The following is a 16831-nucleotide window of genomic DNA, read 5'->3' as shown; positions in this document are numbered from 1 at the left end:
GAAGTCGATACCCGCGTCGGCGAATTAAACGCCCTGTTTCAGACTCGCGCTGATGAAGTCGTCGAGGTCGCCGTCGAGCACGGCGCGCGTGTTGCTCATTTCCACGTTGGTGCGCAAGTCCTTCACGCGGCTCTGGTCGAGCACGTAGGAGCGGATCTGATGGCCCCAGCCCACGTCGGTCTTGCTCGATTCGAGCTTGTCTTGCTCGGCCTGACGCTTGCGCATCTCGAATTCGTAGAGACGCGCCTTGAGCATTTGCATGGCTTCCGCGCGATTGCGGTGCTGGGAGCGGTCGTTCTGGCACTGCACGACGATGCCCGTCGGCGCGTGCGTGAGTCGCACGGCGGAGTCGGTCTTGTTGATGTGCTGGCCGCCCGCGCCGGATGCGCGATACGTGTCCGTGCGGATATCGGCGGGATTGATCTCGATCTCGATCGAATCGTCGATTTCCGGATACACGAACACCGACGAAAACGACGTGTGACGCCCACCCGACGAGTCGAACGGCGACTTGCGCACGAGGCGGTGAATGCCGGTTTCGGTGCGCAGATAGCCGTATGCGTATTCGCCCTCGACCTTGATCGTCGCGCTCTTGATGCCCGCGACGTCGCCTTCGGACTCTTCGAGCACTTCGGTCTTGAAGCCCTTGCGTTCGCAGTAGCGCAGGTACTGGCGCAGCAGCATGGACGCCCAGTCGCACGCTTCGGTGCCGCCCGCGCCCGCCTGGATGTCGATGAAGCAGTTGTTCGGGTCGGCCGGGTTCGAGAACATCCGGCGGAATTCCATGTCTTCGACGCGCAGGCGCAGCGCATCCGCATCGGATTCGGATGCGACGAGCGTGTCCTCGTCGTTTTCCTCGCGCGCCATGCCGAACAGTTCGTCCGCGTCGCGCAGGTCGTTGTCGAGGGCGGTGAGTGCGGAGACCACGCCGTCGAGCAGCTTCTTTTCGCGACCGAGCGCCTGGGCGTTCTTCGAGTCGTTCCAGACGTTCGGGTCTTCGAGTTCCTTATTGACTTCGGCTAGACGCGCGGACTTGGCGTCGTAGTCAAAGATACCCCCGTAGCTCGCCCGCGCGGCGGCGCAGGTCGGCCAGAAGGCTTTCGATCGCGTTGAGACGTTCCGCTTCCATTGTCGATCTTCGGCTTCGTAAAAAGATGAAATTATAGCCGATCGACAGGGTTTCCCCGGCCTTCGGGGTGCGCGGCGGGCCGCTCAGCCCGCGTGCTCCACGATCAGCTGCACCCGCGCGACGCCGTTCCACGAATCGCTGACGAGCCGGTACGCGACGGTCGCGCGCGGCGGTAGCGGATCGACGTGGTTGAACCAGATCGCGTTGAAACGCTGCCGCCCGCGCAACAGTGACAGCTTCAGATGCTTGTCCTTCACGAGCGCCTGCGACGCGACTTCGAACTCGCCGGAGAAGGTCGGCGCGGGAAAGCCCTGTCCCCAGACGGCGGCGTCGAGCATTTCGACGAATTGCGGCGTGAAGTACGCGTCTTCGAGTTCGCCATCGGTTTCGACGGTGCGCGACAGCGCTTCGGCCGTCAGCCATTCGCGCCCGATCGCTTCGAACGCGGCGGTGAAGCGCGGGATGTCGGCGGTGGAAAGCGTCAGGCCCGCGGCCATTGCGTGTCCGCCGAACTTGTGGATGAGGCCGGGCTCGCGTTTGGCGATCAGATCGACGGCGTCGCGCAGATGAAAGCCCGGAATGGAGCGGCCGGAGCCCTTGCTGAGCGTGCCGCTGTCGTCGGCGTGCGCGAACGTGAACGATGGCCGATGAAACCGCTCCTTCAGCCGCCCCGCGACAATGCCGATCACGCCCTGATGCCAGCTCGCGTCGTAGAGCGTGAGCGTGGCGCGCTCGCCCGGATCGATCGTCTGCAATTCGGCGAGCGCCTGCTGCTGCATGCCGGCTTCGATTTCGCGACGCTCGCGGTTCATCGAATCGAGTTGCTGCGCGAGCTCCCAAGCGCGGCCGACATCGTCGGTCGTCAGGCATTCGATGCCGAGCGACATGTCCGACAGCCGTCCCGCCGCGTTGAGGCGCGGCCCGAGTGCAAAGCCGAGATCGAAACCCGACGCCGCGCGCGCATCGCGGCCGGCGGCGCGAAAGAGCGCGGCGATGCCCGGCTGCATGCGGCCCGAGCGAATCCGCTTCAGGCCTTGCGCGACGAGAATGCGGTTGTTGCAGTCGAGCTTCACGACATCGGCGACGGTGCCGAGCGCGACGAGATCGAGCAGGCCATCGAGACGCGGCTCGGGTGTGCCATCGGCATAAGCGCCGCGCCGCCGCAACTCCGCGCGCAACGCGAGCAGCACGTAGAACATGACGCCGACGCCCGCGATGCACTTGCTCGGAAACGCGCAGCCCGGCTGATTCGGATTGACGATCGCGCGCGCGGCGGGCAGCTCGTCGCCGGGCAGGTGATGATCGGTGACGAGCACGTCGATGCCGAGCGCGTTCGCCGCCGCGACGCCATCGACGCTCGCGATGCCGTTATCGACCGTGATGAGCAGATCCGGCAGGCCGCTCTTCGAACGCGACGCCAGCTCGACGATTTCCGGCGTCAGCCCGTAGCCGTATTCGAAGCGGTTCGGAACCAGATAGTCGATGTTCGCGCCGAACATCCGCAGCCCGCGCACGGCGACGGCGCATGCGGTCGCGCCGTCGCAATCGTAGTCCGCGACGACGAGCATGCGCTGTCCCGAGACGAGCGCATCGGCGAGCACGACGGCGGCGGCGTCGCAGCCTTTCAGGCCGGCGGGCGCGTGCAGGCGCTTGAATTCGGTTTCGACTTCATCGGGAGAAGTCACGCCGCGCGATGCGTAAAGACGCGCGATGACGGGATGCAGGCCGTGGCGCATCAGCGCTTCGGCATCGGCGGGAGAAGAAGCGCGCGTAACGATTCGCGTCATTGCAAAGTGCCTTATTCGATGAAGAGCGCCGCGATCGGACGGCGCCGCCAGAACTTGCGCAGATCGGCGCGCGTGACCGAGAGCGTGACCGAGCCGGTATCGCCGCAAAGCGTGAGACTCAGGCGGCCGAGCGAGCCGTCGAGAAGCGCCTGCAGCGCGGGCGCGAACCACGCGTTTTCCAGCGCCTTGAGCGCATCGTTCCAGCGCGCCCAATCCTGTTCGATGAACGGCGCGGAGAACGCATCGAGCTCGACGAGCGTCGCGTCCTGCGCGTCGTCTTTCGAGAGCGATGCAAACGACGCCGGCGGCATCGACGGCTTCACGCCGGAAGCGAGCGCGAGACCGCGCGTCGCGGCCGCATCGGACATCACGCGCGCGAACGGGCTTTGCACGGGCCGCATCGCGCCTTGTCCGTGGAGCCAGATCGAATTGATCGCAGGCAGGCCGCGCGATTCGCGTTCCAGATTCAGCGGATGTTCGAACCATGCCATCTGCACTTCGTTCTGCAGCTTCATCCACGCGCGCGAGCGATCGCCGGTGCGGGCCTCGTGCGGCAGCCAGATTTCGATGTTGCGCCCGGTCGCGCGCAACGGCGATGCGCCCGCGAGCGCGCCCAGCGCTTCACCCGACACGTACCAGCGTAATGGCGTCGGCGCTTGCAGCGTCACGCCGAGCGCTTCGATCACCGGCCGCGCGGTCTGGAGCAGGGCGCGCGCTTCTTCCGTGTGCACGCCGAGCGTGTCGGGATCGATCAATACGAGATGATCGTGCGCGATACGGACATGAACCGGCTCGATGCAGGCCCAGAGCGCATCGCCGGGCGTGCCGCCGTCGGCGAGCAGCATGAAGGGCGCGAGCGGGGCGTCGTCGGCATAGCGCTGATCGGCGGGCGTCACCGCGCCGAAGCGGCGCGCGATCCAGCGTTCGTGCGGCAGCGTGCGCTGAAAATCCTCGCCGATGACGCGTTCTTCGAGCGTGGCGCGGGCGAGCAGCTTGTCGAGCGCCGCGCTCTCCAGTCCGTGCAGGGCGGTGGCGGCGTCCGCGGCCGAAGGCAGGGCGAACGGCAACAGGAGATGGAGATGATGAACGGGCATGATGCTCGGCATTGTAGGGCAAAGCGCCTTCTCCGATCAGGCTCGGCGCGCCGTTCCCGCCTCGCGGACGAAGGCTGCCAGTGCGTGGCTTTCGCGACATATGGCAAACTTTCGCAAATTTGCTTCACCGGACTCAACAACGCTGGAACAGCAGCAGAAAGGAATCGCTTGAAACTTCCGTACGAATGGCAGATCGGCTGGCGCTACACGCGCGCCAGCAAACGCACCACGGGCAACGGCTTCATCTCCTTCATCGCGCTCGTTTCGATGGCGGGCATCGCGCTCGGCGTCGCCGCGCTGATCGTCGTGCTGTCGGTCATGAACGGCTTCCAGAAGGAAGTGCGCGACCGCATGCTGTCGGTGCTCGCGCACGTCGAAATCTTCTCGCCGACGGGCTCCATGCCCGACTGGCAACTGACCGCGCAGGAAGCGAAGCGCAATCCGGAAGTGATCGGCGCCGCGCCTTATGTCGAAGCGCAGGCGCTGCTCACGCGTCAGGGCGCTGTGAGCGGCGTCGCGCTGCGCGGCGTGGAGCCCACGCTCGAGCCGGAAGTGTCCGACATCGGCAAGGAAATGCGCGCAGGCAAGCTCACGGACCTGAAGCCGGGCGAGTTCGGCATCGTGCTCGGCAAGGATCTCGCGGCCAACCTCGGCGTGACGCGGGGCGACAAGATCACGCTCGTCGCGCCCGAAGGCACCATCACGCCGGCCGGCATGATGCCGCGCCTCAAGCAGTTCACCGTCGTCGGCGTTTTCGAGTCGGGGCACTACGAATACGATTCGACGCTCGCGCTCATCGAAATCCGCGATGCCGAAGCGCTCTTTCGCCTGCCCGCGCCGACCGGCGTGCGCCTGCGCCTGAAGGACATGCAGCGCGCGCCCGAAGTCGCGCGCCAGCTCGCGGGCACGCTGTCGGGCGATCTGTACATTCGCGACTGGACGCAGCAGAACAAGACGTGGTTCTCCGCCGTGCAGATCGAGAAACGCATGATGTTCATCATCCTCACGCTGATCATCGCGGTAGCGGCGTTCAATCTCGTGTCGTCGCTCGTGATGACCGTCACCGACAAGCAGGCCGATATCGCCATTCTGCGCACGCTCGGCGCGCAGCCGGGCTCGATCATGAAGATATTCGTCGTGCAGGGCGTGACGATCGGCTTCATCGGCACGGCCCTCGGCGTGACGCTCGGCTGTCTGATCGCGTGGAGCATTCCATGGCTCGTGCCGATGATCGAGCATCTTTTCAACGTGCAGTTCCTGCCGTCCTCGGTGTATTTCATCAGCGAACTGCCGTCTGAGCTCGTGCCGGGCGATGTCGTCAAGATCGGCGTCATCGCATTTTTGTTGTCGTCGCTCGCCACGCTCTATCCGAGCTGGCGCGGCGCGAAGGTTCGTCCGGCGGAGGCGCTGCGCTATGAGTGATCTGATTCCGGCCAACAACATCGTGCTGCGGGCATCGGCGATTTCGAAGACGTTCGTGCAGGGCGGCTTCAACGTGCAGGTGCTCAACAACGCGCAACTCGACGTGATGAAGGGCGAAAAGCTCGCGATCGTCGGCGCATCGGGCTCGGGTAAAAGCACGCTGCTGCATGTGCTCGGCGGGCTCGACGAACCGAGCGCGGGCAAGGTCTCGCTGCTCGGCAAGCCGTTCACCGAACTGAAGGAAAAGGAACGCAACGAGCTGCGCAATCGCGCGCTCGGTTTCGTGTATCAGTTCCATCATCTGCTGCCGGAATTCACGGCGCTCGACAACGTCGCGATGCCGCTGCGCATCCGCCGCATGCCCGAGGAAGACGCGCGCAAGGAAGCGCTCGTCATGCTGGAGCGCGTGGGCATCGGGCATCGGGCGAAGCATCGGCCGGGCGAATTGTCGGGCGGCGAGCGTCAGCGCGTGGCGATCGCGCGGGCGCTCGTCACGCATCCCGCATGCGTGCTCGCCGACGAACCCACCGGCAATCTCGACGGCGGCACCGCCGATACCGTCTTCAACCTGATGCTGGAGCTGTCGCGCACGCTCGAGACGAGCTTTGTGATCGTCACGCACGATCCCGATCTCGCCGCGCGCTGCGACCGCATCCTGCGCCTGCGCGACGGCGTGCTGCACGAAGAGCCGGTCGTGCCGGTCTGAATCTTTCGCGACGCGCGGAGGCCGCCATGTGGATCGATACGCACTGTCATCTGGATGCCGGCGAATTCGATGCCGACCGCGATGCCGTCGCCGATGCCGCGCTCGATGCGCTCGTGACGCGCATCGTGATTCCGGGCGTCGGGCGCTTCAACTTCGACACGGTGCGGGCGCTGGCGCATCGCATCGAAGGCGGCGCGTACGCGCTCGGCATTCATCCGCTCTTCACGCCGGGCGCGCACGAAGACGACCTGCGCGCGCTGCGCGAGGAAATCGAAGCGAGCATGGACGATCCGCGCTTTGTGGGCATCGGCGAAATCGGGCTGGATTACTTCGTGCCGACGCTCGACGACGCCCGCCAGCAGTTCTTCTACAACGAGCAACTGAAGCTCGCGCGCGAGTTCGATCTGCCGGTCATCTGTCATGTGCGCAAGTCGCAGGACAAGGTGCTGAAGGGCTTGCGCGCGCACGACATTCATCGCGGCATCGCGCATGCGTTCAACGGCAGTTTCCAGCAGGCCGAGGCGTTCATCGCGCAAGGCATGCATCTCGGCTTCGGCGGCAATCTCACGTTCGAGCGCGCGCTGCAGATCCGCCGGCTCGCGACGGAGCTGCCGCTCGACGCGATCGTGCTCGAAACCGATGCGCCCGACATCGCGCCGTCCTGGCGCTACAAGCAACGCAACACGCCGGACCAGGTCGCGCGCATCGCGCAAGTGCTCGCGCAACTGCGCGGCATCGACGAAAACGTGCTTTCCCTAGGCACAACGGCTAACGCTCACGCTGCGCTCCCACGGCTCGCGCTCGCCTCTTCATAATCGTTTCGATGGACGCATCGGCTGCATGCGTTCGCCGTGACGAGGAACGAAGAGGGAAGATGTGCGGGCGATTCTGCTGGGATTTGCATTGGGTGTCTGGTGGTTGCAGCAGCAGGCTCGCTTGCCGGATGTCATCGCGTGGTGCGCGTGCTGCACGGCGTTCGTCATCGCGATTGCGTCGGGCGCGATCGAGCCGCGTGCGCGCATCGCGAGCCTCGCGCTGGCTGCTTGCGCGCTGGGTTTCGCGTATGCGGCGATACGCGCGGATGTGCGGCTGCGCGAACAATTGCCAGCACGCTACGAGCAGCGCGACATCGAACTGACGGGTTTCGTGCGCGGCATGCCCGAGCGACGCGCCGACGGTACGCGCTTTCTCTTCGAAGTCGAGGCCAACGGCGCGAAATTGCATGACTTTCCGCGCGTCGTGCGCTTGCTTTGGATGTCGGGCGATCATGTTCCGAACCTGCACGCCGGCGAGCGATGGAGCTTGATGGCGCGTTTGAAGCGTCCGCATGCCAACGCCAACTTCGGTCTGCGCGATGCCGAAGCAACGCTGCTCGAACGCGGCATTCGCGCGACGGGTTATGTATCGGCAGCACGCGAGCCGCGCCGTTTGCACGCCGATGCGTCGGGTCCGCGGCTGACGATCGACCGGCTGCGTGCGCGCGCACGCGAACGCATCGAGACCGTGCTCGGCGATGCGCCGCATCGCGGGATCATCGTCGCGCTCGCGGTGGGCGCGCAGGACGCCGTCAGCGATGCCGACTGGACCGTCATGCGCGCGACCGGCACGAGTCATCTCGTTGCGATATCGGGCTTGCATATCGGCTTCGTCGCGGGGCTGGCGGCGTTGATCGTCGGATTCGTGTGGAAGCGCGTGCGCTTGCGCGGCCTGAGCGCGCCGTTGATCGCGGCCACGCCGAAAGCGGCGGCCATCGGCGCGACCGTGTTCGCTGCGTGCTATGCCGCGCTCGCCGGTTTCAACGTGCCCGCGCAACGCACGCTGTGGATGCTGCTGGTCGTTGCGCTCGCGTTTTTCTTCGGACGACGGCCGTTGTCGTCGCTCGTGCTGCTTTGGGCGCTCGCGTTCGTGCTGATCGCGGATCCGTGGGCGGTGACAGCGCCGGGATTCTGGCTGTCGTTCTGCGCGGTGGCGGCGATTCTGCATGCGATCGCGTCGGCGGGACGTCGCGCGTCGCGGGCGCAAACGGAAGAACAGGACGACGTCGATCAATGGGATCGCGTCGATCCGAGCGAAGTCGGTCATCGTCCGCAACGTGTCGCGAAGCGCAGGCCGCTCGCGATCGTCGCGCGGTTCGCCGCGCGCGTGCGGCGGAATATCGCGTCGAGCGCGCGTGTGCAGTACGCGGTGACGATCGCGCTCGCGCCGCTCACCGTCTACTGGTTCTCGCAGATTCCGCTGCTCGGTCCGCTCGCGAATGCGTTCGCGATTCCGTGGATCAGCGCGCTCGTGACGCCCGCGACGCTCGCCGGTCTCATGCTTCCCGCACCGCTCGATGCGCCGATGCTTCACGTCGCCCATGCCGCGTTGTCCGTGCTCTGCGACATGCTCGCGCGTCTCGCGAATGCCGCGCCCGCGTCGCTCTGGCTTTTGCGCCGGCCGGATGCGTTCGCGCTCGCGGCATCGTGCGTCGGCGTCGCATGGGCGCTCGCGCCGCGCGGCTGGCCGTTGCGCTTCGCCGCGCCGCTGACGTGGCTGCCGCTGCTCGCGCCCGCGATGCATCCCGCGCCGGTCGGCGCGTTTCGCGTCACCGCGCTCGATATCGGCCAGGGTTCGGCGCTCGTCGTCGAAACGGCGCGGCACACGTTGCTCTTCGACGCCGGTCCCGGTCCCGAATCGACGCATGCGGGCGAGCGGATCGTGGTGCCGTATCTGCAGGCTGCGGGCGTGCGCGCGCTCGATGCGCTCGTCATCAGCCATTCCGATTCGGATCACGCGGGCGGCGCGCCGGCGGTGCTGCAATCGATCGCCGTGCGGCAACTGCTCGCGTCGCTGCCCGCGCAGGACGCGTCGTGGTCCGATGCGCGCGCACGCGGCGCGCAGACGCTGCGTTGCGCGGCGGGGCAGCGCTGGACGTGGGACGGCGTCGAATTCCGAATGCTGTGGCCCGAGCCGGGACCGCTTTCGGGCAAGCCGAATCGGCAGTCGTGCGTGCTCAAGGTGACGAACGCGGCGGGACGCTCGGCGCTCTTCGCCGCCGATATCGAAGCGGACGTCGAACGCATGCTGATCGCGCGCGACCCGTCAGACCTGCGCGCCGATGTGCTCATCGTGCCGCATCACGGCAGCCGCACTTCGTCCACCGAGCCTTTCCTCGATTCTGTCGGGCCGTTGGCCGCGATATTTCAGGTAGGCTATCGCAACCGTTTTCATCATCCGCATCCGACCGTTTTCGCGCGCTACCGGATGCGCGACATCGTGCTTTCGCGCAGCGACGAAGACGGCGCGGCGCGTATCGAAATCGGTTCGCAGATTACGTTCGAGCGCTACCGGCAAAGCCACGCGCGCTACTGGATGGCGCGCTAAACGCTAAAAAAACAAGAGACACGCTTGAAAGACATCATCCATTTCTCGCACGCGAACGGTTTTCCCGCATCGACGTATCGCACGATGTTCGCGGAGCTTTCCGACGAATACGAAGTTCGCAGCATCGAGCGCATCGGTCATGACGCGCGCTTTCCCGTGACACGCGACTGGCCGTATCTCGTCGATCAGCTCATCGACGACATGAGCCGCTATCGGCGCGAAGCCGACGGCGATCATCCGAAGGTGTGGCTCGTCGGGCATTCGCTCGGCGGCTATCTGTCGCTGATGGCGGCGCTGAAGCGTCCGGAATGGGTGAAGGGCGTGGTGATGCTCGATTCGCCGGTGATCGCGGGCTGGAAGAGCGGACTCCTGCGCGTCACGCAATGGACCGGGCTGGACGAGCGCCTGTCGCCCGCCGCCGCGACGCGCAAGCGCCGCACGCAGTGGGCGAGCCGCGACGAGGCGTGGCGGCATTTCCTGTCGAAACCGGCGTTCGCGCGCTGGGACGAACGCATGCTGTCCGACTATATCGATTTCGGCATTCCGCAGACCCATGCGAACGGCGCACGCTCGCTCGCATTCGATCGCCATGTGGAATATCTGATCTATCGCACGCTGCCGCACACGCTCGGCGCGCGGCTCGCGCACGGCGCGCCGGTGCCCGTCGGTTTCATCGCGGGGACGCATTCGCGCGAAGTGCGCCAGGTCGGGCTCGGGATGACGCGGCGCATCGCGGGCGAGCACATCGAATGGATGGAAGGCAGCCATCTCTTTCCGATGGAGCGCCCGATCGACACCGCGCGCGCCGTGCAGCGGCTGCTCACGGCCATGCAGACGGCGCGCTGAAAAGGGCGCGAGCACGCGCGCGGGACTTGACGAACGGCCCGCGTCACGTTCCGCAAAAATGACGCCGAAATGCGCGGATTTGTAGCCAATATCCGCGCCGGGCGCGCTTCGTGGGAACCGGCCTTTACGGTATAATCCGTTTTTCCCGCGAGCATCTAGCGATGACCAAATATGTATTCGTCACCGGCGGCGTAGTTTCGTCCCTTGGCAAGGGTATTGCCGCCGCCTCTCTCGCCGCGATCCTCGAATCGCGCGGTCTCAAAGTCACTCTCCTCAAGCTCGATCCCTACATCAACGTCGACCCCGGCACGATGAGCCCGTTCCAGCACGGGGAAGTGTTCGTGACGGAAGACGGAGCGGAGACCGACCTCGACCTCGGCCATTACGAGCGCTTCATCAGCACGAAGATGCGCAAGGCCAATAACTTCACCACGGGCCAGATCTACGAATCGGTGATCCGCAAGGAACGCCGCGGCGAGTATCTCGGCAAGACGGTGCAGGTCATTCCGCATATCACCAACGAAATCCAGGCATTCGTGGAGCGCGGCGCCGCTGCGGCGACGTGCGGCCAGCCGGACGTGGCGATCGTGGAAATCGGCGGCACGGTGGGCGACATCGAATCGCTGCCGTTCCTCGAAGCCGCGCGTCAGATGAGCCTGCGCATGGGCCGCAACAGCGCGTGCTTCGTGCACCTCACGCTCGTGCCGTTCATCGCGACGGCGGGTGAACTCAAGACGAAGCCCACGCAGCACAGCGTGCAGAAGCTGCGCGAAATCGGTATCTATCCGAACGTGCTCCTGTGCCGCGCCGACCGCCGCATTCCCGACGACGAGCGCGCCAAGATTTCCATGTTCTCGAACGTGCCCGAAGACGCGGTCATTTCCGTTTGGGACGCGGACAGCATCTACAAGATTCCGCAGATGCTCAACGACCAGCACCTCGACGACATCATCTGTGAAGAGCTGAAGCTCGCGCCGCCGCCGGCCGATCTGGCGATGTGGTCGAACCTCGTCGAGAAGCTCGAAAATCCGAAGCACGAAGTGACCATCGGCATGGTCGGCAAGTATGTCGAGCTCACCGAATCGTACAAGTCGCTGATCGAAGCGCTGCGTCACGCGGCCATCCATACGTCGACGAAGGTCAACATCGAGTACATCGATTCCGAGCAGATCGACGCCGAAGGCACCGACGCACTGAAGCACCTCGACGCCGTGCTGGTGCCGGGCGGTTTCGGCCGTCGCGGCACGGAAGGCAAGATCAAGGCGATCCGCTACGCACGCGAATCGAAGACGCCGTATCTCGGCATCTGCCTCGGCATGCAGCTCGCGGTGATCGAGTTCGCGCGCGATGTCGCCGGTCTCGCCGATGCGAATTCCACCGAGTTCGATCAGGACACGGGCAACCCGGTCGTCGCGCTCATCACGGAGTGGTACGACCGCGCGGGCCGCATCGAAAAGCGCAACGAAGAGTCGGATCTCGGCGGCACCATGCGCCTCGGCTCGCAGAAGTGCCCGATCAAGCCGGGAACGATGGCCGAGCGCATCTACGGCAGCGATGTGAACGAGCGTCATCGTCACCGTTATGAAGTCAATAACCGTTTCGTGCCCCAGCTCGAAGCCGGCGGGCTTATCATCAGCGCCCGTACGCCGAGCGAGGATCTGCCCGAGATGATGGAGTTGCCGCAGTCGCTGCACCCGTGGTTCGTCGGCGTGCAGTTCCACCCCGAATTCACGTCGACGCCGCGCGACGGGCATCCGCTCTTCAAGGCATTCGTCGATGCAGCGCGCGCGCACGCCGAAGGCAATGGCGTGAAGGCGCCGGCGAAAGCCACCGCGGGAGCGCAAGCATGAAGCTGTGTCATTTCGAAGCGGGCCTCGACAAGCCGTTCTTCCTGATCGCGGGCACGTGCGTCGTCGAGTCGGAGCAAATGACCATCGACGTCGCCGGCCGGCTGAAGGAAATCACGCAGAAGCTCGGCATTCCGTTCATCTACAAGTCGTCGTTCGACAAGGCGAACCGCAGTTCGGGCAAGTCGTATCGCGGTCCGGGCATGGACGAAGGCCTGCGCATTCTCGGCGAAGTGAAGAAGCAGCTCGGCGTGCCCGTTCTCACGGACGTGCACACCGAGGAAGAAATCGAAGCGGTCGCATCGGTCGTGGACGTGCTGCAAACGCCCGCGTTCCTCTGCCGTCAGACCGACTTCATCCACGCGTGCGCGCGCTCGGGCAAACCGGTCAACATCAAGAAGGGCCAGTTTCTCGCGCCGCACGACATGAAGAACGTGATCGACAAGGCGCGCGACGCCGCGCGTGAAGCGGGTCTGTCGGAAGACCGCTTCATGGCGTGCGAGCGCGGCGTGTCGTTCGGCTATAACAACCTCGTGTCCGACATGCGCTCGCTCGCGATCATGCGCGAAACCAACGCGCCGGTCGTCTTCGATGCCACCCATTCGGTGCAGTTGCCGGGCGGGCAGGGCACGAGCTCGGGCGGTCAGCGCGAATTCGTGCCGGTGCTGGCGCGTGCGGCGGTCGCGACGGGCGTGGCGGGCCTCTTCATGGAGACGCATCCGGACCCGGCCTGCGCGAAGTCCGACGGCCCGAACGCGGTGCCGCTGCATCACATGGAAGCGCTGCTTTCGACGCTCATCACGATCGATCGCGCGGTGAAAAGCGGTTCGTTCCTCGAGAACGACTTCAACTGAGCGTCGGCAGCAAAAAGTAGTACGGCGCGGGCGTCATCATGGGCGCCCGTGTTGCGAGATCAGGCCGTCCGGCGTCATCCGGGCAACGGAGGAGCGTGCAACGCATCGGGGCGGCATCCGCAACCGGCGGATGAGACGCCCGCTCCCCACGAAAGCGATGCGGACCGGATTCGATCCGGTCCCGAAACGACCGCTCTTTGCGCCGGAGCTGAACCCGGCGGTCATCGAATGGGTCTGAGCGAAGCCAGTGAAGCGTGTATCGAAGTGTAAAAACAGGCGGCGCGCTTCGTTGTGACTGACAGAATTCATCGTCATTTCTTGAGGAAACCATGAGTGCTATCGTAGATATCATCGGCCGCGAGATTCTCGATTCGCGAGGCAATCCGACCGTCGAATGCGACGTGTTGCTCGAGTCGGGCACGATGGGCCGCGCGGCGGTGCCTTCGGGCGCATCCACCGGCTCGCGCGAGGCCATCGAATTGCGCGACGGCGAAGCGGGCCGCTACGGCGGCAAGGGCGTGCTTAAGGCCGTCGAACACATCAACACCGAGATTTCCGAAGCCATCATGGGCCTCGACGCCTCGGAACAGGCTTTCCTCGACAAGACCCTGCTCGAACTCGACGGCACCGACAACAAGTCGCGTCTCGGCGCGAACGCGATGCTCGCGGTGTCGATGGCGGTCGCGAAGGCTGCCGCCGAAGAAGCCGGCCTGCCGCTGTACCGCTACTTCGGCGGCTCGGGCGCGATGCAGCTTCCGGTGCCGATGATGAACATCGTCAACGGCGGCGCGCACGCGAACAACAGCCTGGACATCCAGGAATTCATGATCGTCCCGGTGAGCCAGCCGACGTTCCGCGAAGCGCTGCGTTGCGGCGCGGAAGTGTTCCACGCGCTGAAGAAGATCCTGGCCGAGCGCGGCATGAGCACCGCGGTGGGCGACGAAGGCGGCTTCGCGCCGAACTTCGGCAGCAACGACGAGTGCCTGTCGACGATTCTGCAAGCCATCGAGAAGGCCGGTTATCGCGCCGGTGAAGATGTGCTGCTCGCGCTCGACTGCGCGGCGAGCGAGTTCTATCACGACGGCAAGTACCAACTGGCTGGCGAAGGCCTGCAACTGTCGTCGACCGAATTCGCGGATTACCTCGCCACGCTCGCCGACAAGTTCCCGATCGTGTCGATCGAAGACGGCATGCACGAGTCGGACTGGGAAGGCTGGAAGACGCTGACCGACAAGCTCGGCGAGAAGATCCAGCTCGTCGGCGACGATCTCTTCGTCACGAACACGCGCATTCTGAAGGAAGGCATCGAGAAGGGCATCGCGAACTCGATCCTCATCAAGATCAACCAGATCGGCACGCTGACGGAAACCTTCGCGGCGATCGAAATGGCCAAGCGCGCGGGCTACACGGCGGTCATCTCGCACCGCTCGGGCGAGACGGAAGATTCGACCATCGCGGACATCGCGGTCGGCCTGAACGCCGGCCAGATCAAGACCGGCTCGCTGTCGCGCAGCGATCGCATCTCGAAGTACAACCAGTTGCTGCGCATCGAGGAAGATCTCGGCGATATCGCCAGCTACCCGGGCAAGTCGGCGTTTTACAACTTGCGCTAAAGCTTTTGCCGCTTTAGTCGATAAGGACGCTTAGTGGTCTTTGAAGCGTCATCTTTTGAAGCCCGTCGCCCGGGGCAGCTTGCCGCCGGGCGGCGCTTATTTCGGCTACGTGAATGCGGCTCGTAACTGTCGTTCTGGTTCTTTTGCTGGTGCTGATCCAATACCCGCTCTGGTGGGGACATGGCGGCTGGCTGCGCGTGCATGAATTGCAGCAGCAGCTCGCGCAGCAGACGGACAAGAACACGAATCTGAGACTGCGCAACGAGCGCGTCCAGGGCGAAGTGCAGGACCTGCAAAACGGCACCGCCGCCGTGGAAGAGCGCGCGCGCTACGAGATGGGCATGGTGAAGGACAGCGAGGTGTTCGTGCAGTTCGTCTCGCCGAATTCGAACGCGCCCGTCAATTCCGCGAACGTGCCGGGCATGAACGGCTCGACGCGCGGTCAGGTTTCAGCGGCGCCGCTGCGCGTGGTGCCGAATCCCGTGTCGCGCTCGAAGCAGGAGTTGCGCGAGCTGGACAAGAAGGCGCAGAAGGAAAAAGCGGCCGAAGCGAAGAAAAAGCAGCAGGGCGCGGCGCAGTAAGACGCCGGCTGGTTGAGAGAAAAAATGGCGCGGTCACGACCGCGCCATTTTTGTATTTGGCAAACAAAGGTGGATGGCCGCCTCGCCTACCACGAAGTGCCGAATCCGATGCCGGTGCCCCAGTACGGGCCGCCCCAGCCGCCGCTCGAATAGCCGCCGTAGACCGACACCGGCGCGGGCGCGTAGAACTGCGACATCGTCTTCGCGGCGTTGCCAGCCGCGGCTGCCTGCTGCGATTCGTTGAGCGCCTGCTTGTCGATGGCGTTGTAGCGGTCCATCTCCTGCTGCGGCGTGAGCGTCTGTTGCGGCGCAGGCGATGTGTCGGGCAAGCGGCTATAGATCGGCGACGGGCCGGGCGGATCCATCATGCAGCCGGCGACGAGCGCGACCCCGGCCAGACACGGCAGCAATTTCCAGTTGAGCGTTGCGGTTTTCATTTTGCGACCTCCAGCGGGCCGGACATCTGTGCAGGAGTCCCATCATAGCTTGCGGAATCTGTCGTGAGAGCCGGGCCGAAAGCAGGCCGCAAGCGGCGCGCCGTGCTTCGAGCGCCACCGGCGCGCGTGGCGAAACCTCGACTGGACAAGGCTTGCGCGGCGTTTCAGTGGCGCCGGTCCGACGCCGGGCTCACACCTTGTGAGAGTTCGTTTGCGACAAAAAGTTGCGCAACGTCGACGGAGTCGAAGTCATAGCGCTGGTTGCAGAACTCGCAATGCACTTCGACATTGCCGCGCTCCACGATCACGCTGTCGACTTCCTCGCGGCCGAGCATCTTCAGCATGCCGCCGACCTTCTCGCGCGAACATGTGCACTGGAAGCGCGCCGCTGCCGGCTCGAAGTGCTGGACGTTTTCTTGCCAGAAAAGGCGCTTGAACACGGTATCCGGCTCTTCCTTCAGCAATTCCTCGTTCGAAAGCGTGCTGCCGAGATGGCAGACGCGCTGCCACGTATCGGCGTCGTGCTCGCCCGGATGCGGAACGATGCCGCCATCGCCCGGCAGCTTCTGCAGCAGCAGGCCGACGGCGCGGTCGGTATCGGCGGCGAGCCACAAGCGTGTGTCGAGCTGCTCGGAGTGATGCATGTAGTGCTCGAGCACTTCGGCCATCGACTTGAGCGCGCCATGCTCGTCCGACAGCGGCACGATGCCCTGATACGGTTGCTGCCCCGGCTTTTTGTCGGAGGGATCGAGCGTGATGACGCAGCGGCCGCGCCCGTGACGGTTCAGCAGGTCCGGCAGCGACATTTCGCTGTCGAGCTCGCTCTCGCCGCCATCGGCCAGCTTCGCCGTGGCGCGCAGCGACAGGTTGGAATTGCACTGCACGACCAGCATCTTCACGGGACCGTCGCCGTAGATCTGCATGATGAGCGTGCCGTCGAACTTGAGGTTCGCGGACAGCAGCGCGCATGCGGCCATCATTTCGCCGAGCACGTTGCGCACGGCCACGGGATACGAGCGGCGCGCGAGCACTTCCTGCCACGTATGACGCAACGAGACGATCTCGCCGCGCACCGGCGCCGCGTTGAACATGAATTTCTGCAACTGGTCGTTCACAACTCTTCCTTGGGTGTTGAGGCTGCTGCGCCGTCTC

At 64.9% G+C, this 16831-nt stretch carries 14 protein-coding genes; 9 read left to right on the top strand and 5 right to left on the bottom strand.

Annotation, left to right across the window (positions count from 1 at the left end; all coding sequences use genetic code 11):
- Positions 1 to 24: 24 nt before the first annotated feature.
- The 3 genes from prfB to QCE49_RS08545 all read right to left on the bottom strand — a co-directional run bounded on the left by prfB (position 25) and on the right by QCE49_RS08545 (position 4022).
- Positions 25 to 1129, bottom strand: a protein-coding gene (prfB, locus tag QCE49_RS08555; RefSeq protein WP_144403574.1) for a peptide chain release factor 2 whose coding sequence is annotated in 2 segments (ribosomal slippage) — positions 25 to 1047 and positions 1049 to 1129 — 1104 coding nt in all. Because the reading frame shifts where the segments join, the coding sequence is not laid out codon by codon here.
- An 83-nt stretch (positions 1130 to 1212) separates the two neighbouring features.
- Positions 1213 to 2916, bottom strand: a complete 1704-nt coding sequence (recJ, locus tag QCE49_RS08550) for a single-stranded-DNA-specific exonuclease RecJ (RefSeq protein WP_008341891.1) — start codon at positions 2914 to 2916, stop codon at positions 1213 to 1215.
- A gap of 11 nt (positions 2917 to 2927) precedes the next feature.
- Positions 2928 to 4022 (bottom strand): hypothetical protein, encoded by a 1095-nt coding sequence (locus tag QCE49_RS08545; RefSeq protein ID WP_008341889.1) that lies wholly within the window; start codon positions 4020 to 4022, stop codon positions 2928 to 2930.
- A gap of 156 nt (positions 4023 to 4178) precedes the next feature.
- On the opposite strand from QCE49_RS08545, the gene QCE49_RS08540 reads away from it, so the two are divergent.
- The 9 genes from QCE49_RS08540 to ftsB all read left to right on the top strand — a co-directional run bounded on the left by QCE49_RS08540 (position 4179) and on the right by ftsB (position 15242).
- Complete coding sequence (locus QCE49_RS08540) at positions 4179 to 5432, top strand: lipoprotein-releasing ABC transporter permease subunit (protein ID WP_033535777.1); 1254 nt, start codon at positions 4179 to 4181, stop codon at positions 5430 to 5432.
- Positions 5425 to 6138 (top strand): lipoprotein-releasing ABC transporter ATP-binding protein LolD, encoded by a 714-nt coding sequence (gene lolD, locus QCE49_RS08535; protein ID WP_008341887.1) that lies wholly within the window; start codon positions 5425 to 5427, stop codon positions 6136 to 6138. The genes QCE49_RS08540 and lolD overlap by 8 nt, the downstream gene beginning before the upstream one ends.
- Positions 6139 to 6164: 26 nt before the next feature.
- Positions 6165 to 6953 carry a TatD family hydrolase gene (locus tag QCE49_RS08530; protein WP_175982710.1) on the top strand — a complete coding sequence of 263 codons (789 nt, stop codon included), beginning with the start codon at positions 6165 to 6167 and terminating at the stop codon, positions 6951 to 6953.
- Positions 6954 to 7014: 61 nt separating this feature from the next.
- The gene (locus tag QCE49_RS08525; RefSeq protein WP_250458351.1) at positions 7015 to 9501 is read left to right on the top strand and encodes a DNA internalization-related competence protein ComEC/Rec2; all 2487 of its coding nucleotides are present in this window, start codon (positions 7015 to 7017) and stop codon (positions 9499 to 9501) included.
- Positions 9502 to 9525: 24 nt separating this feature from the next.
- Positions 9526 to 10347, top strand: coding sequence for an alpha/beta fold hydrolase (locus tag QCE49_RS08520; protein WP_008341881.1), 822 nt, complete (start codon positions 9526 to 9528; stop codon positions 10345 to 10347).
- A gap of 161 nt (positions 10348 to 10508) precedes the next feature.
- Positions 10509 to 12197 carry a CTP synthase gene (locus tag QCE49_RS08515; RefSeq protein ID WP_008341880.1) on the top strand — a complete coding sequence of 563 codons (1689 nt, stop codon included), beginning with the start codon at positions 10509 to 10511 and terminating at the stop codon, positions 12195 to 12197.
- On the top strand, positions 12194 to 13048 hold the full coding sequence (gene kdsA, locus QCE49_RS08510; RefSeq protein ID WP_008341878.1) for a 3-deoxy-8-phosphooctulonate synthase: 855 nt from the start codon (positions 12194 to 12196) through the stop codon (positions 13046 to 13048). Before QCE49_RS08515 ends, kdsA begins: the two co-directional genes overlap by 4 nt.
- 329 nt (positions 13049 to 13377) lie before the next feature.
- A complete protein-coding gene (eno, locus tag QCE49_RS08505) occupies positions 13378 to 14661 on the top strand; it encodes a phosphopyruvate hydratase (protein WP_250458350.1) in 1284 nt (427 codons plus the stop codon).
- 113 nt (positions 14662 to 14774) lie between these two features.
- Complete coding sequence (gene ftsB / locus QCE49_RS08500) at positions 14775 to 15242, top strand: cell division protein FtsB (RefSeq protein WP_008341875.1); 468 nt, start codon at positions 14775 to 14777, stop codon at positions 15240 to 15242.
- 86 nt (positions 15243 to 15328) lie between these two features.
- Here ftsB and QCE49_RS08495 read toward each other — a convergent pair whose 3' ends face one another.
- Positions 15329 to 15679 (bottom strand): hypothetical protein, encoded by a 351-nt coding sequence (locus tag QCE49_RS08495; protein WP_008341874.1) that lies wholly within the window; start codon positions 15677 to 15679, stop codon positions 15329 to 15331.
- Between the two features lie 164 nt (positions 15680 to 15843).
- The gene (gene hslO / locus QCE49_RS08490; RefSeq protein WP_008341872.1) at positions 15844 to 16794 is read right to left on the bottom strand and encodes an Hsp33 family molecular chaperone HslO; all 951 of its coding nucleotides are present in this window, start codon (positions 16792 to 16794) and stop codon (positions 15844 to 15846) included.
- Between the last annotated feature and the right edge of the window lie 37 nt (positions 16795 to 16831).

Source organism: Caballeronia sp. LZ008, assembly GCF_031451435.1.
Lineage (GTDB): Bacteria > Pseudomonadota > Gammaproteobacteria > Burkholderiales > Burkholderiaceae > Caballeronia > Caballeronia zhejiangensis.
This window is presented reverse-complemented; position numbering and strand designations above follow the sequence as displayed.

Bases quoted from the DNA above. Each gene is read 5' to 3' on its own strand.
- eno (WP_250458350.1), top strand. From the start codon at position 13,378: ATGAGTGCTATCGTAGATATCATCGGCCGCGAGATTCTCGATTCGCGA.
- lolD (WP_008341887.1), top strand. From the start codon at position 5,425: ATGAGTGATCTGATTCCGGCCAACAACATCGTGCTGCGGGCATCGGCG.
- QCE49_RS08530 (WP_175982710.1), top strand. From the start codon at position 6,165: ATGTGGATCGATACGCACTGTCATCTGGATGCCGGCGAATTCGATGCC.
- recJ (WP_008341891.1), bottom strand. From the start codon at position 2,916: ATGACGCGAATCGTTACGCGCGCTTCTTCTCCCGCCGATGCCGAAGCG.
- ftsB (WP_008341875.1), top strand. From the start codon at position 14,775: ATGCGGCTCGTAACTGTCGTTCTGGTTCTTTTGCTGGTGCTGATCCAA.
- QCE49_RS08495 (WP_008341874.1), bottom strand. From the start codon at position 15,679: ATGAAAACCGCAACGCTCAACTGGAAATTGCTGCCGTGTCTGGCCGGG.
- QCE49_RS08545 (WP_008341889.1), bottom strand. From the start codon at position 4,022: ATGCCGAGCATCATGCCCGTTCATCATCTCCATCTCCTGTTGCCGTTC.
- kdsA (WP_008341878.1), top strand. From the start codon at position 12,194: ATGAAGCTGTGTCATTTCGAAGCGGGCCTCGACAAGCCGTTCTTCCTG.
- QCE49_RS08515 (WP_008341880.1), top strand. From the start codon at position 10,509: ATGACCAAATATGTATTCGTCACCGGCGGCGTAGTTTCGTCCCTTGGC.